The sequence below is a fragment of the Actinomycetospora sp. genome (assembly GCF_036497585.1).
Classification (GTDB): Bacteria; Actinomycetota; Actinomycetes; order Mycobacteriales; family Pseudonocardiaceae; genus Actinomycetospora.
The window spans coordinates 1-13,673 of sequence record NZ_DASXJD010000027.1 but is presented as its reverse complement, the minus strand read 5'-3'; the positions used below and the strand labels follow the sequence as shown (position 1 = coordinate 13,673).

15 protein-coding genes are annotated in these 13,673 nt (G+C 74.4%); 11 read left to right on the top strand and 4 right to left on the bottom strand.

Annotated features, from left to right (window positions below):
* Nucleotides 1-124: 124 nt before the first annotated feature.
* The 5 genes from VGH76_RS02485 to VGH76_RS02465 are packed head-to-tail and all read left to right on the top strand — an operon-like array spanning nucleotide 125 to nucleotide 4,813.
* On the top strand, nucleotides 125-958 hold the full coding sequence (locus tag VGH76_RS02485; protein WP_331555023.1) for a GNAT family N-acetyltransferase: 834 nt from the start codon (nucleotides 125-127) through the stop codon (nucleotides 956-958).
* Nucleotides 958-1,332 carry a DUF3054 domain-containing protein gene (locus VGH76_RS02480; RefSeq protein WP_331555022.1) on the top strand — a complete coding sequence of 125 codons (375 nt, stop codon included), beginning with the start codon at nucleotides 958-960 and terminating at the stop codon, nucleotides 1,330-1,332. Before VGH76_RS02485 ends, VGH76_RS02480 begins: the two co-directional genes overlap by 1 nt.
* 22 nt (nucleotides 1,333-1,354) lie before the next feature.
* The gene (gene map / locus VGH76_RS02475; protein WP_331555021.1) at nucleotides 1,355-2,212 is read left to right on the top strand and encodes a type I methionyl aminopeptidase; all 858 of its coding nucleotides are present in this window, start codon (nucleotides 1,355-1,357) and stop codon (nucleotides 2,210-2,212) included.
* Nucleotides 2,213-2,219: 7 nt separating this feature from the next.
* Nucleotides 2,220-3,230: a dihydrofolate reductase family protein gene (locus tag VGH76_RS02470; protein WP_331555020.1), complete on the top strand. Its 1,011-nt coding sequence runs from the start codon at nucleotides 2,220-2,222 to the stop codon at nucleotides 3,228-3,230.
* Between the two features lie 59 nt (nucleotides 3,231-3,289).
* Complete coding sequence (locus tag VGH76_RS02465; RefSeq protein WP_331555019.1) at nucleotides 3,290-4,813, top strand: cobyric acid synthase; 1,524 nt, start codon at nucleotides 3,290-3,292, stop codon at nucleotides 4,811-4,813.
* Between the two features lie 81 nt (nucleotides 4,814-4,894).
* On the opposite strand, the gene VGH76_RS02460 is transcribed toward VGH76_RS02465, so the two are convergent.
* Both VGH76_RS02460 and VGH76_RS02455 read right to left on the bottom strand, forming a co-directional pair.
* A complete protein-coding gene (locus tag VGH76_RS02460; protein WP_331555018.1) occupies nucleotides 4,895-6,133 on the bottom strand; it encodes a saccharopine dehydrogenase family protein in 1,239 nt (412 codons plus the stop codon).
* 42 nt (nucleotides 6,134-6,175) lie between these two features.
* Nucleotides 6,176-6,622, bottom strand: a complete 447-nt coding sequence (locus tag VGH76_RS02455; RefSeq protein WP_331555017.1) for a nitroreductase/quinone reductase family protein — start codon at nucleotides 6,620-6,622, stop codon at nucleotides 6,176-6,178.
* Nucleotides 6,623-6,725: 103 nt separating this feature from the next.
* Here VGH76_RS02455 and VGH76_RS02450 point away from each other — a divergent pair, with 103 nt between their 5' ends.
* From VGH76_RS02450 to VGH76_RS02435, 4 genes are all read left to right on the top strand, one after another.
* Nucleotides 6,726-7,442 (top strand): TetR/AcrR family transcriptional regulator, encoded by a 717-nt coding sequence (locus VGH76_RS02450; protein WP_331555016.1) that lies wholly within the window; start codon nucleotides 6,726-6,728, stop codon nucleotides 7,440-7,442.
* Between the two features lie 32 nt (nucleotides 7,443-7,474).
* Complete coding sequence (locus VGH76_RS02445) at nucleotides 7,475-8,494, top strand: ATP-binding cassette domain-containing protein (RefSeq protein ID WP_331555015.1); 1,020 nt, start codon at nucleotides 7,475-7,477, stop codon at nucleotides 8,492-8,494.
* The gene (locus tag VGH76_RS02440; protein ID WP_331555014.1) at nucleotides 8,495-9,379 is read left to right on the top strand and encodes an ABC transporter permease; all 885 of its coding nucleotides are present in this window, start codon (nucleotides 8,495-8,497) and stop codon (nucleotides 9,377-9,379) included. It begins immediately after the preceding gene.
* Between the two features lie 81 nt (nucleotides 9,380-9,460).
* Nucleotides 9,461-9,946 (top strand): CinA family protein, encoded by a 486-nt coding sequence (locus VGH76_RS02435; RefSeq protein WP_331555013.1) that lies wholly within the window; start codon nucleotides 9,461-9,463, stop codon nucleotides 9,944-9,946.
* A gap of 3 nt (nucleotides 9,947-9,949) precedes the next feature.
* Here VGH76_RS02435 and VGH76_RS02430 read toward each other — a convergent pair whose 3' ends face one another.
* A complete protein-coding gene (locus VGH76_RS02430; protein WP_331555012.1) occupies nucleotides 9,950-11,332 on the bottom strand; it encodes a mycothione reductase in 1,383 nt (460 codons plus the stop codon).
* 429 nt (nucleotides 11,333-11,761) lie between these two features.
* Here VGH76_RS02430 and VGH76_RS02425 point away from each other — a divergent pair, with 429 nt between their 5' ends.
* Nucleotides 11,762-12,712, top strand: a complete 951-nt coding sequence (locus VGH76_RS02425) for a serine protease (RefSeq protein WP_331555011.1) — start codon at nucleotides 11,762-11,764, stop codon at nucleotides 12,710-12,712.
* Between the two features lie 104 nt (nucleotides 12,713-12,816).
* Here the strand turns inward: VGH76_RS02425 and VGH76_RS02420 are convergent, their stop codons facing one another.
* Nucleotides 12,817-13,215, bottom strand: a complete 399-nt coding sequence (locus VGH76_RS02420) for a hypothetical protein (RefSeq protein WP_331555010.1) — start codon at nucleotides 13,213-13,215, stop codon at nucleotides 12,817-12,819.
* A 40-nt stretch (nucleotides 13,216-13,255) separates the two neighbouring features.
* Between VGH76_RS02420 and VGH76_RS02415 the strand changes: the two genes are divergently transcribed.
* A complete protein-coding gene (locus VGH76_RS02415) occupies nucleotides 13,256-13,441 on the top strand; it encodes a hypothetical protein (protein WP_331555009.1) in 186 nt (61 codons plus the stop codon).
* Nucleotides 13,442-13,673: the final 232 nt, after the last annotated feature.

The following is a 13,673-nucleotide window of genomic DNA, read 5'->3' as shown; positions in this document are numbered from 1 at the left end:
GTGTAATCCGTGACCGACAGCTGTGGCGATCATGACGGTGCGATGAGCATCGCGCGACGCAACCCGGCACGGGTGTACGGACCGTGCACGTCCGGTGGCGGCCTCCGTGTGGCACTCTGGACCCGTGCTCCGTACGGCCGGTGCGCGGCTCCTGGACGACCGTGACCGGTCGAGGGTGCGCGGTGTGCTCGACGGCGACCCGATCGCGACCTGCATGGTCGCCTCGCGCGTCGAGACCGTCGGCGTGGAGCCGTGGCGCCTCGGCGGGGAGCTGTGGGGCGTCGGCGGCCGCCTCGACGGGCTGTGCTTCTCCGGGGCCAACCTGGTGCCGCTGCGCGGCGAGCGGGTCGCCGTGCGCGCCTTCGCCGACCGCGCCCGCCGTCACCGGCGCACCTGCTCGTCCCTCGTCGGGCGCCGCGAGCTCGTGCTGCCGCTGTGGGAGGAGCTCGCCGAGCACTGGGGCACCGCCCGCGAGGTCCGCTCGGACCAGCCGCTCATGGCGATCGACGGCATGCCCGCCATTGCCCCCGACCCCGACGTCCGCCAGGCGCGGCCCGACGACATGGAGCGCTACCTGCCCGCCGCGATCGCCATGTTCCTCGAGGAGGTCGGCGTGGACCCCCGCCTCGGGGACGGCGGCGCGGGGTACCGGGCCCGGGTCGGGGAGCTGATCTCCTCGGGCCGGGCGTTCGTCCGGTTCGAGAACGGCGAGGTCGTGTTCAAGGCCGAGGTCGGTGCACTCTCCACCAGGGTCGGGCAGATCCAGGGGGTGTGGGTGCACCCCGACTGGCGCGGCCGGGGCCTGGGGCAGTCGGGCACCGCGGCCGTCGTCGAGCACCTCGTGCGGGCCGGCCGGATCGCCTCGCTCTACGTGAACGCGTTCAACACCCCGGCGCGGGCGGCCTATCAGCGGGTGGGGTTCAGCCAGGTGGCGAGCTTCGCGACGGTGCTCTTCTGATGCGCCGGCCGATCGTGGCGCTCGTCGACGCGCTCGCCGTGCTCGTCTTCGCCGCCATCGGGACGCGCTCGCACCAGGAGGACCTCGGGATCGTCGGGGTCCTCGAGGTGGCGGCGCCGTTCCTCGTCGGCGGTCTCGTGGGCGCCCTCGTCGCCCGCACGTGGCAGGACCCCCTGAGCCCGCGACGCGGCATCGCGGTCTGGCTGGGCGCCGTCGTCGTGGGGATGCTGCTGCGCTGGGCGTTCGTCGACCGGCCGCCGCTCTCGTTCGTCGTCGTCGCGACGGTCTCGCTCGCCGTCCTCGTCCTGGGCTGGCGCGGGGCGGTGCTCGGCATCATGCGGCTGCGCGCCCGCCGCGCGCGGCAGCACGCCTGACGGGACGCCTACGCTGGGGGCCATGCCGGTACGTGCTCCCCTGCGCCCCGGGCAGCAGACGCCGCTGCGCCCGGTGCCCTCCTCGATCGTCCGTCCCGAGTACGTCGGGAGGTCGGGCCCCGAGCGGTCCACCGACCCGTGGGTGCAGCACCCCGAGGTCATCGAGAAGATGCGGGTGGCGAGCCGGGTCGCGGCGCAGTCGCTCGTCGCGGGCGGCGAGGCCGTGAAGCCCGGCGCGACCACCGACGACGTCGACCGCGTGGTCCACGAGTTCCTCGTCGACGCCGGCGCCTACCCCTCGACCCTGGGCTACCGCGGGTTCCCGAAGTCGTGCTGCACCTCGATCAACGAGGTCATCTGCCACGGCATCCCGGACTCGACGGTGATCGGGGACGGCGACATCGTCAACATCGACGTCACCGCCTACCTCGACGGCGTGCACGGCGACACCAACGCCACGTTCCTCGCCGGGGACGTCGACGAGGAGGACCGGCTGCTCGTCGAGCGCACCCGCGAGGCGACGATGCGCGCGATCAAGGCGGTCAAGCCGGGACGGGAGCTGAACGTCGTCGGGCGGGTCATCGAGTCCTACGCCAACCGGTTCGGCTACGGCGTCGTCCGCGACTTCACCGGGCACGGCATCGGGCGCACCTTCCACTCGGGTCTGGTCGTGGTGCACTACGACGACCCGGACCGTCACGAGGTCCTCGAGCCCGGCATGACCTTCACGATCGAGCCGATGATCACCCGTGGCGGCATCGACTACGACATCTGGGACGACGGGTGGACGGTGACGACGAAGGACAAGTCGCACACCGCGCAGTTCGAGCACACGATCCTCGTCACCGACACCGGCAGCGAGATCCTGACGCTGCCGTGAGCCGGGCATGAGACCCCACGTCCTCGCCTCGTGCGCGGTCTCGCTCGACGGGTTCCTCGACGACGCCGCTCCCGAGCGGCTGCTCCTCTCCGGCCCGGACGACCTCGACCGCGTCGACGCCGAACGCGCCCACGTCGACGCGATCCTGGTCGGCGCGGGGACGGTGCGCGCGGACGACCCGCGGCTGCTCGTGCGCTCGGCGGGCCGCCGGGCCGAGCGGACCGCGCGCGGGCAGCCCCCGTCGCCGTTGCGGGTGGTGCTGTCCGGCAAGCCCCTCGACCCCGCCGCGCGGGTGCTCACCGAGCCGGGCGCCGAGACGGTGGTCCTCGACGGCTCCCCGGGCGAGGTCCTCGACGACCTCGCCGGCCGCGGAGTCGTGCGCCTCATGGTCGAGGGCGGCGCGGGCGTCCTGCGGGAGTTCCTCACGGCGGGTGTGGTCGACGAACTGCAACTGGTGGTGGCGCCCCGGCTCGTGGGCGCGGGGCCGCGGTTCACCGGCGCGCCGGAGTCCGCGCCGCACCTCGTCGAGACCCGGGGTGTCGGGGAGGACCTGCTGTTGCGCTACCGGTTCGGCGCCCCCGACGACCGTCACCTCGCCGAGGCCTGCGTCCTCACCGAGCGCTGCCCGCCGAGCGCGAGCGCGTTCAGCGTCGGGTGCGTGGTGGTCGCCGACGACGGGTCCGTGCTCGGCGTGGGCTGGTCCCGGCGCGAGGACCCGCTGGACCACGCCGAGGAGGGCGTCCTGCGCGACCTGGCGGGCGACCCGCGGCTGCCCGGCGCGACGCTCTACAGCTCGCTCGAGCCGTGTGGGCAGCGGGCGTCCCGGCCGGACTCGTGCGCGACGCTGATCGAGCGCGCCGGGGTCGCGCGGGTCGTCTACGCCTGGCGCGAGCCGCCCGAGTTCGTCGCCCGCCCGTCCGGGATCGCCCAGCTCGACCGGGCCGGGATCACGACGACGCACCTGCCCCGCTGGGAGCCCCTGGCCCGGCGGTGTGCAAGGTGCGCTCCGCGCACGTGAGCAGTAATCCGCCCCATGACACGGATCAGTGCTCACCTGAGCCGTAGGCTCACCTGATCATGCGTGGTGCCCTCCTCGTCGCCGGCACCACCAGCGACGCCGGGAAGAGCGTGCTCGTGGCCGGGATCTGCCGCTGGCTGCGCCGTCGGGGCGTCGACGTCGCGCCCTTCAAGGCGCAGAACATGAGCAACAACTCCGTCGTCACCGCCGACGGCGGGGAGATCGGGCGCGCGCAGGCGCTGCAGGCCGCAGCGTGCGACCTGCGTCCGAGCGTCGGGTTCAACCCGGTCCTGCTCAAGCCGGGCTCCGACCGCACCAGCCAGGTCGTCGTCCACGGCCGCGTCGACGGCACGGTCACGGCGCTGTCCTACCGCGAGCGCAAGGCCGCCCTGCTCGACGTCGTGACGACGACGCTCGCGCAGCTCCGCGCCGAGCACGACGTCGTGGTCTGCGAGGGCGCCGGCTCGCCTGCCGAGATCAACCTGCGCGCCACCGACATCGCCAACCTGGGCCTCGCCCGGGCCGCCGACCTGCCCACGATCGTCGTCGGCGACATCGACCGCGGTGGCGTCCTCGCCCACCTCTTCGGCACGCTCGCCGTCCTCGACCCGCGCGACCAGGCGCTGATCGCGGGCTTCGTCGTCAACAAGTTCCGCGGCGATCCGGCGCTGCTCGAGCCGGGCCTGGCCCAGCTGGAGCGGCTCACCGGCCGCCCGACCCTCGGCGTCGTGCCGTTCGCCCCGGACCTCTGGATCGACGCCGAGGACTCGCTGGGTCACGCCGGCGTGGTGGGTCGCCCGGCGCCGCCGCTCGGCACCGACTGGCTCCGGGTCGCGGTCGTGCGCCTGCCGCGGGTCTCCAACGGCACCGACGTCGACGCCCTCGCCTCCGAGCCCGGGGTGGCCGTCCGCTACGTGACCTCGCCGGGGGAGCTCGTCGGCGCCGACCTCGTCGTGCTCCCCGGCTCGAAGGCCACCGTCGCCGACCTCGCCTGGCTGCGGGAGAGGGGCCTGGCGGACGCGGTGCTGGCCCACGCCCGCGCCGGGCGCCCGCTGCTCGGCATCTGCGGCGGCTACCAGATGCTCGCGCGCGGCATCGACGACCCGCACGGCGTCGAGGCAGCGCCGGGGCGGCACACGGGTCTCGGGCTGCTCGACGTCGACGTCGTCTTCGACCCCGCCAAGCACCTGGGCAACCCGACCGGCACCGCGCTGGGCGAGCACGTCGCCGGGTACGAGATCCACCACGGCCGCGAGGTGCGCGACGGTGCGACGACGCCGCTGGTCACGCTCGCCGACGGCACCGTCGAGGGCGTCGACGCGGGCCCGGTCCTCGGGACGCACTGGCACGGGCTGCTGGAGAACGACGCCTTCCGGCGCCGGGTGCTGGAGCGGGTGGCGACGACGACGGGGGCGGCGTTCCGGGTGTCGACGACGATATCGTTCGCGGCGGCCCGCACCGCCCAGCTCGACCTGCTCGCCGACCTCGTCGAGCAGCACCTCGACACCGACGCGCTGCTCGCGCTGATCGAGCACGGCGCGCCGGCCGGGCTGCGGGTGGTGCCCCCGGCCGGCGCGCCCTGAGTGCTAGGTCGCGGCGTTCGCGACCTTGTCGATCGTCGCGGACATCTGGTCCTGCGCCGTCGAACTCGCCCGTCGGGCCGGTCAGCTCGCGCGACCCACCTCGTAGACGTGCCCCGCGGTGCGCAGCCGCTCGACCAGCGCCGGGCCCATCGCGGTGGCCGGGGTGAGGGAGCCGGTGCGCGCCGGCAGCCGGTCGCCGTCGAGCCCCAGGCAGAGCAGGGACTCGCCGAGCATCACCGCGGTGGCCGCGTAGCCCGGGTCGCCCGAGGCCGACACCCGCGCGGTGTAGCGCGCGCCCGTCGTCGTGGTGGCCTCGACGTCGTGGCGGAACCAGCCCTTCTCGCGGGTCTTCTCCGAGGGACCCTCGCCGGGCTTGGGCAGGACGCGGTCGAGGACCTGGCGCGCGACCGGCGTCGCGAGCCCGGCGACCAGCGCGCCGAGCCCGGCGGTGACCGCGCCGGCCGTCACCGCGCCGACCGGGCCCGACCCGGCCGCCATGACCTCGCCGTAGCGCAGCCCCTTGCCGTAGGCGTAGCCGGCGATCGCGTTGGAGCGGCGCACGATGCGGGTGTTGTAGGAGGCCATGACGAACGGCGCGGCCCAGCGGCCGTCGAGGAACCCGCCGTCGAGCCGGTGCGGGGCCGGGTTGTCGCTGGGCTGGCGGGTGTCCGGCTCGCCCTCCCGGTCGGGGGAGAGGCTGTAGGGGTCGCGCAGGACCTTCATCGTCGACCGGTCCGCCCGGACCCCGTCGGCGATCCCTCGCATCGAGTCGATCGTGCCGCCCGAGACGCCGCCGCGGACGCGGACGACGGTCGTGACGTCGGAGAGCTCGCCCTCGCCGTCGGCCTGGACCTGCGAGTGCAGGAGCAGGACGCCGAGGTCGGAGGGCACCGAGTCGTAGCCGCAGGAGTGCACGAGCCGCGCGCCGGTCTCCTGGGCGCGGGCGTCCGTCGCGTCGATGGCCTGCCGGGCGAACGTCGCCTCCCCGGTGAGGTCGGCGTAGTGGGTGCCCGCCGCGGCGCACGCCTCGACCACCGGCATGCCGTACTTCGCGTAGGGCCCGACGGTGGTGGCGAGCGCCGTCGTGGAGGCGGCCATGGCGTCGAGGGCGGCGCGGTCGCCCGAGTCGGCGATGATCAGCGGCCAGTCGGTGCCGGGGGCGGGCAACGTGGCGCGGACGCGCTCCAGCTTCTCGCGTGAGCGGCCGGCGAGGGCGACGCGCGTGCCGGTGGGGGCGTGGCGGGCGAGGTAGTCGGCGGTCAGGGCCCCGACGAAGCTGGTCGCTCCGTAGAGGACGACGTCGTGCTCGCGCTGGCTCATGGACGGGCACGGTAGCGCCGCTCCCGGCCGGCCGCCGCGCCGTCACCCGGAGATCACGAAGACCGGGTGCGCGCCGGCGATGGCGGCCAGGTCCTCGTCCGGGGCATCGGCGCCCACTCCCTGGAAGAACGCGCCGACCTCCCAGGACCAGGCCTTCAGGTAGGCCCGCAGGATCGGCACGATCTGCGCGGGCTCGGTGATCTCGCGCGCGGTCACGCGCTCGGTGCGCCGGCCGACGGTCAGCTCGGCCCACCCGGAGACGCGCAGGTTGCGCACCCACTGGGTGTGGCCGCGGGCGGCCAGCAGGTAGCGCTCGCCGTCGAGGGTCAGCGGGTTGACCGGGGTCGTGCGCATCTCGCCGGTGGTGCGGCCGGAGACCCCGAGGACCGCGGACCCGGCGAGCGAGACGCCGCGGCGGGTCAGGAAGGCGACCGTCGGGTTCATGACGCGGCGGGTCAGGAAGCCGGGCTGCTGGTAGTGGGTGCTCATGGGAGCCGCTCCTCGGTGTCGGTCGAGAGCGCTGCTCTCGCTTGAGAGCAGTGTTCTCGCCGCCCGTCGCCGGTGTCAAGAGCAGTGCTCTCGAATGTGTGCGATGCTCTCGGTCGTGCCCACCGCCCGGGAACGTGCCCGCGCCCAGACCACCGAGGCGATCCTCGCCGCCGCCCGGACCCAGCTCGCCGAGGTCGGCGCCGCCGCGCTGTCGCTGCGCGCCGTGGCACGTGAGGTCGGCCTGGTCTCCTCGGCCGTCTACCGGTACTTCCCGAGCCGCGACGAGCTGCTCACCGCCCTGATCATCGAGGCCTACGACGCCGTCGGGGAGGCGGCCGAGGCGGCGCGCGACGCCGCGTCGGGGGCGTCGGCCCGGGAGTGCTGGGTCGCGGTGTGGCGGGGGGTGCGGGCGTGGGCCCGGGCGCATCCGGCGCAGTACGCGCTGATCTACGGCTCCCCCGTGCCCGGCTACGCGGCTCCGCCGGACACCCTGCCCGCGGCGGGCCGGGTCGGCGTCGTGCTGGGGTCGATCGCGAGCGCGGCCCACGCGGACGTCGACCCCGGCGACGACGTCGTGGCCGCGGTCGCGCCCGACGTCGCCGAGGTGCTCCACCTCGACCCCCGCCTCGCGCCCGCCGCGGTGACCGCGTGGACCCAGCTCTTCGGCACCGTCGGGTTCGAGCTGTTCGGGCAGTACGAGAACGTCGTGACCGACCGGGACACCTACTTCGACCACGTCGCAGGGGCGGCGGCCTCGTCGGTCGGGATCCCCGCGGATCGGCCCGGGAATCACGACCTGCCCCGGCGGCCCGCGTCCTAGGCTGGTTCCCACGGTGTGGGAGAGGGGGCGGGGTGGACCATCCGGCCGTCGCGGCCAGGGCAGTCGAGGTCGGTGCAGTCGAGGTCAGGGGTCTGACCAAGCGCTACGGGGAGGTCGAGGCGGTCCGCGGGATCGACCTCGACGTGGCCCGCGGGGAGACCTTCGGGTTCCTCGGCCCGAACGGCGCGGGGAAGTCCACCACGATCAACATCCTGTGCACGCTCGTCGAGCCCACGAGCGGCACCGCCAAGGTCGCCGGCCTCGACGTCGTCGCCGACCGGGCCGCGGTGCGGCGCCGCATCGGCCTGGTGTTCCAGGAGCCGACGCTGGACGGGCCGATGTCGGGGGAGCAGAACCTGCGCTTCCACGGCGAGCTCTACGGCGTCGACCGGCGCACCGCCGCCGCGCGTCGCGAGGAGGTGCTGCGCACCGTCGGGCTCTGGGAGCGCCGCGCCGATCCGGTGTCGACCTACTCGGGCGGCATGCGACGGCGCCTGGAGATCGCGCGCGGGCTGCTGCACTCCCCGCAGGTGCTCTTCCTCGACGAGCCCACGATCGGGCTCGACCCGCAGACCCGGGCCTCGATCTGGGACTACCTCGCCCGGCTCGGTGAGGCCGAGGAGATCACCGTCTTCGTCACCACCCACTACATGGACGAGGCGGAGAACTGCGACCGGATCGCGATCATGAACGAGGGCCGCATCGTCGCGCTGGACACCCCGGAGGCCCTCAAGGCCCAGGTCGGGGCCGACCGGGTGGTGGTGGCCACGGACGACGACGAGGCCGCCCTCGCCGTGATCCGCCGCGAGTTCGGGCTCGAGGCGGCGGTGCGCGAAGGAGCGGTGACGGTGTCGGTGCCGAAGGGTGCGGAGTTCGTGCCGCGGCTGTTCGCGGCGCTCACCGCCGAGGGCGTCGGCGTGCGGTCGGTGTCGGTCACGCGGCCCTCGCTCGACGACGTCTTCCTCGCCCACACCGGCACGACGCTGCGCGACGCCGAGGCCGGGCGGGGCCCGTCCATGCACCCGATGGCCATGCGGATGAGGGGGCGCTAGGTGACCCAGCTCGAGGAGCCGTCGCGGCTGCGCGTCGAGGCGGTGCGGATCCCGCAGAGCGGCCCGGCGACCGAATCGCGCGCTGCCGCCGTCGTGTGGCAGCGCGAGATGATCCGGTTCTTCAAGGACCGCACCCGGATCCTGTCCTCGCTCGCCCAACCGCTGCTGTTCCTGTTCGTCCTGGGCTCGGGCCTGGGCTCGCTGCTCGCGAGCGCGGGCGGGCGCAGCGGCGGCGTCGCGCTGCCGACGTTCCTGTTCCCCGGGGTGCTCGCCGTCTCGGTGCTGTTCACCGCGGCGTTCTCGGGCATCTCGATCGTCTGGGACCGGGAGTTCGGGTTCCTGCGCGAGATGCTCGTCGCGCCGGTGTCGACGACGTCGATCCTGGTGGGGAAGGCGGTCGGCGGGGCGACGGTCGCGACGCTGCAGTGCGTCCTGCTGCTCGCGCTGGCCGGCCTGGTGGGGGTGCCCTACGACCCGCTGATGTTCCTCGAGCTGCTCTGCCTGATCTTCCTCATGGCGTTCATGATCTGCTCGCTCGGCCTCATGCTGGCCGCCCGCCTGCGGCAGGTCCAGACGGCCATGCCCATGGTGCAGCTGATCATCACGCCGCTGATGTTCCTGTCCGGGGCGCTCTTCCCGCTCGGGAACCTGCCCCTGTGGCTCACCGTGCTCACCCACGTCAACCCGATGACCTACGCCGTGGAGCCGCTGCGGCACGTGGTGTTCGCGCGCCTCGACGCCTCGGCCGCCGACCTCGCCCGCTACGACCCGGGCATCCGGTGGGGCGCCTTCGTCGTCCCCACCTGGCTCGAGATCGTGCTGACGATCGCCTTCTCGGTGGTACTCCTCGCGCTCGCGGTCGGGCGGTTCCGCCGCACCGAGTGAGGCGTTTCCGACGACGGGTCCGGCGGTCATACCCTCCGGCCGGGCGGCGGTGTGCCGCCCCGGGACGGCAGAGGAGGACCGGTGGACGAGCCCATCGACGTGGAGCCCGAGCAGCTCGCGAAGGAGATCTCGGAGGGCGCCGACCGCGACGGCCGCCGGGTCGCCGTGGTGGAGTCGTTGACGGGCGGGCTCGTGTCGAGCGACCTCGCCGCCGCACCCGGGTCCAGCGAGTGGTTCCGCGGGGGTGTGACGGCCTACGACCGCAGCACCAAGCACGGGGTGCTGGGCGTCCCCGACGGGCCCGTGGTCGCCGAGCCCGCGGTGCGCACCATGGCCGAGCGCGCGGCCGAGATGTTCGGCGCGGACCTCGTCGTGGCCGTCAGCGGGGCGGGAGGTCCCGACCCGCAGGACGACCAACCGCCGGGCACGGTCTGGTTCGCCGTCGCCGACCGCGGCACGACCGACACCTGGCAGAAGCAGTTCCCTGGGGACCCGCCCGACGTCCTCAAGGCCACCCGCATCGAGGCGCTCCACGCGCTGCGCGAGCGGGTGACGCAGGAGGGCTGACGCTCAGCCGCCGAGCGGCAGCCCGAGCAGCGCGTTCTCGATGAGCTCGGGCAGCGCCGGGTGGATCCAGTACTGGCCGGTGGCGACGTCCTGGGCCTTCCGCCCGAACACCATGGCCTGGACGAGGACCTGGATCAGCGAGGACGCCTGCGGGCCGAGGAAGTGCGCGCCGAGCAGCGTGCCGTCGGGTGCCGCGAGGACCTTCGCGAACCCCGTGGTGTCCTCCATCGCCCAGCCGAACGCCACGTCGCCGTAGGCCTGGACCGCGACGACGTAGGGGGTGCCGCGGTCGCGGAGGTCCTGCTCGCGCGCCCCGACCGAGGCCACCTGCGGGTGGGTGAACACTGCCGACGGCACGAACCGGTGGCTCGTGGCGCGCGGCGCGTCGGGGTGGAGCAGGTTGTGCTGCACGACGCGCGCCTCGTGGTTGGCGACGTGCTTGAGCTGGTAGGGCGAGCTGACGTCGCCGAGCGCCCAGATGCCCTCGACCGGGGTGCGCTGGTACTCGTCGACCTCGATACGCCCGTCGCGGGTGAGCTCCAGCCCGGTCTGCGCCACGTCCATCCGGTCGCCGTTGGGGCGCCGGCCGGTGGCCACGAGCAGGGCGTCGCCCTCGACCGTCCCGCCGTCGCCGCAGCTGAGCACGATCGTCCCGTCGGCGCGCTGCTCCGCGGCCGTCGGCTCGGCGCTCAGGTGGACCGTGAAGCGCTCCTGCGCGATCGCGGTGAACCGCTGCGAGACCAGCTCGTCCTGCTCGCGCAGCAGCGCGGGCCCGCGGGTGACGACGGTGACCTCGACGCCGAGGGCGTCGAAGACGTGCGCGAACTCCGCGGCGATGTAGCCGCCGCCGCAGATGATCATGCGCTGCGGCAGGTCCTCGAGGCGCATCACGTCGTCCGAGGTGTGGTACGGGACCCCGGACTCGGCGATCACCGCCGGCACCGTCGGGCGTGAGCCCGCGGCGATGACGACGCGGTCGGCGGTGAGCGTCGTGGCCGCGGAGCCGTCGGTGGGGGCGACGGAGAGCTCGCGCTCCCCGCTGAACCGCGCGTGGCCCTCGTAGAGCGCGACGTTCGAGCTCTCCGTGGCCCGGTAGCGCCGCCCGCCGGCCGAGATGGGGTCGATCCGCCCGAACACCCGGTCGCGGATGTCGGCCCAGCGCACCTTGTCGATGCTCGCGTCGACCCCGTACCGGCCCGCCTCGCGGACCGCCTCGGCGACGTCCGAGGCGTAGACGTACATCTTGGTCGGGATGCAGCCGACGTTGAGGCAGGTGCCCCCGAAGACGCCGTGCTCGACGACGGCGACGTCGAGGTCGTCGAACCGCGAGTCCAGGATCGAGTTGCCCGATCCCGAGCCGATGATGACGAGGTCGTGGTGCGTCACGTCCTCCACGCTACTGAGGACGCCGGGGCCCGGCTCATCCACGGAGCCGCACACCCACCGTCGTCACAAGGGCGACACACCGTGACCGTCGCCGAGCGGTCGCCGGTCTCGCCGGACGGCGTCGTCGACCGACCGCTCGTCGTGCGCTGGTCACTCCGCGGTGTCGTTTACCGCTCCTGATCGACCGTTCGTCGTCGCTCGGCGGGTTGAACTCCGCCTCTTCGCCTTGTCGCTCCCCCGCGGGCTCTGGTCAGGTGCTGCTCCGACAGGCGGTGAGGGCTGCTCCCGGTGGCCCCGTCCGGGGACGCCGGGAACAGCGGAACGTGAGGGGAGGGGTACATGCGGGAACGTGGGACGGCGGATCGGGCGCAGCACGGGACCTCGGGCCCCGGGCGGCGGGACCGCGGGGGCCGGCACCGTGCGACGCCCGTGCCGCGGGCGGTGCCCGGCGCGCGGGTGGCACGCCGGACGGTGCTGCTGGTGACGACGGGCGTGGTGACCGTCGCGATCATCGCGGTGGGGATGGTCGGCCTCGGCGGGCGGAGCTCCGCGACGGTGAGCGGTGGCGTCGCCGGGGTGGTCGTCTCGGGTCACGCCGGACCGCGCACGGTGAGCGACCCCGGCGCCGACTCCGGCAGCGGTGGCGACGGGTCGGGCGGCGACGGGTCGGGCGGCGACGGGGACGGCGGGGCCGAGCAGGGCCGCGTCGTGGGTGGACAGAAGGCCACCACCTCCGCCGCGCCGTGGGTCGTCTACCTCACCGACGCCTCGGGCTTCCAGTTCTGCGGCGGCACGCTCGTGACCCCGACCAAGGTCGTCACCGCAGCGCACTGCACCGCCTCGGCGCCCGACCGCAAGACGTTCGTCGTCGTCGGGCGCGACGACAAGCAGTCGCAGGCCGGCGCCTCGGTCCCGGTCGCGAGGACCTGGGTGAGCCCCACCTTCACCGCGGTCGGCAACGGCCTCGACGTCTCGGTGCTCACCCTCGCGACGCCGGTCGAGCAGAAGACGCTGCCCCTCGCCACGGCCGCGGACAGCGCTCTCTACTCCCCGGCGACCGCGGCGACGATCTACGGCTGGGGCTCCACCGCGGAGAACGGCACGCCCTCGCGCTTCCTGCTCTCCGCGACGGTGCCGATCCGCGACGACGCCTACTGCAAGGCGGGTGCCTCGAACTTCGACCCGGGGCTGCTGACCTGCGCCGGCTACGACGACGGTGGCGTGGACACCTGCCAGGGCGACTCCGGCGGCCCGCTCGTGGTGGCGGACAAACTCGTCGGGATCACCAGCTTCGGCGACGGCTGCGCGCGGGCGGGCAAGCCGGGCTACTACACCCGCGTCGGACCGAACAACGCGATCATCGCGAAGCAGCTGACCTGAGCGGCGGCACGGGGGCGGCCCCGCCGGTGGGCAGACCGGAGCGGGGTGCAGGGCGGATCGGCGGGCAGGCCCGTCCGCCCTCGGTCTCCGGTGGGTCAGCCGGGTCAGTCGAACGACGGCGGACGGCGGGGCAGGCCGTCGTAGGCGGTGCACAGCGCGAGGTAGGCGTCCTCGTACTCCTCCGCCGACAGGTGGGCGCAGGCGGTGCGGACGGCGGCCATCGTGGTGTCGGCGGCGACCGTGCCGGGACGGGCCCCGTCGTCGGTCGAGGGCGGGTGGTGGTGCGCCAGCGTGGCCCGCAGCATCCGCTCCAGGCGGCCGTCGCGGACCCCCGACGGCAGGTCGCGCAGGTTGCGCAGGGCCTGCAGGCCGGCGACGACGGCCGTCGAGAGCTCGAGCGGGCCCGGCTCGGATGGCCGGACGATCCCGTCGGGATCCGGCCGGAGAGCAGGTCGGGCGCCCGGGGGTGCGGGCGCGGGACGGCTGGGACGGGGCTGCGACACGGCGGGACCTCCGCAGGCGACGGCACGACGGCTGTCTGTGGTGAACCGCCCCGATGAGATCCAGATCACGGACCCGGTCCCGGAGATTGTCACAGCGGCGGGGCGCCGCACAACCACGCCGACCCGCGAGCGCGACCTCCTCTCGATCTCCGGCTGCTGGCGCCGCGGCATGGACGAGGAGTCCTTCCAGGACGACAAGCGGGCGGGCAACGGCGTCGCGGCCTGAGGCTGCTCCGAACGGGTGGTCTCGCCACGGCGGCCCGGGTCGGTGTCATCGTGCGGGTCGCGGCTCCGACCCCGGGCGAGCCGCACATTGGGTGCGGCCACCCCGAGACCGAGGAGACCGTCGTGAAGTTCCTGCTGCTGACCCGCCACGCCGCCAGCGACACCGAGGTCGGCCCGATGAGCGAGTGGGACCCGGCCGACGCCGAGGCCCACCTCGCCGCCCTGCGCGCGAT

Bases quoted from the DNA above. Each gene is read 5' to 3' on its own strand.
- VGH76_RS02480 (WP_331555022.1), top strand. From the start codon at position 958: ATGCGCCGGCCGATCGTGGCGCTCGTCGACGCGCTCGCCGTGCTCGTC.
- map (WP_331555021.1), top strand. From the start codon at position 1,355: ATGCCGGTACGTGCTCCCCTGCGCCCCGGGCAGCAGACGCCGCTGCGC.
- VGH76_RS02470 (WP_331555020.1), top strand. From the start codon at position 2,220: ATGAGACCCCACGTCCTCGCCTCGTGCGCGGTCTCGCTCGACGGGTTC.
- VGH76_RS02465 (WP_331555019.1), top strand. From the start codon at position 3,290: ATGCGTGGTGCCCTCCTCGTCGCCGGCACCACCAGCGACGCCGGGAAG.
- VGH76_RS02460 (WP_331555018.1), bottom strand. From the start codon at position 6,133: ATGAGCCAGCGCGAGCACGACGTCGTCCTCTACGGAGCGACCAGCTTC.
- VGH76_RS02455 (WP_331555017.1), bottom strand. From the start codon at position 6,622: ATGAGCACCCACTACCAGCAGCCCGGCTTCCTGACCCGCCGCGTCATG.
- VGH76_RS02450 (WP_331555016.1), top strand. From the start codon at position 6,726: ATGCTCTCGGTCGTGCCCACCGCCCGGGAACGTGCCCGCGCCCAGACC.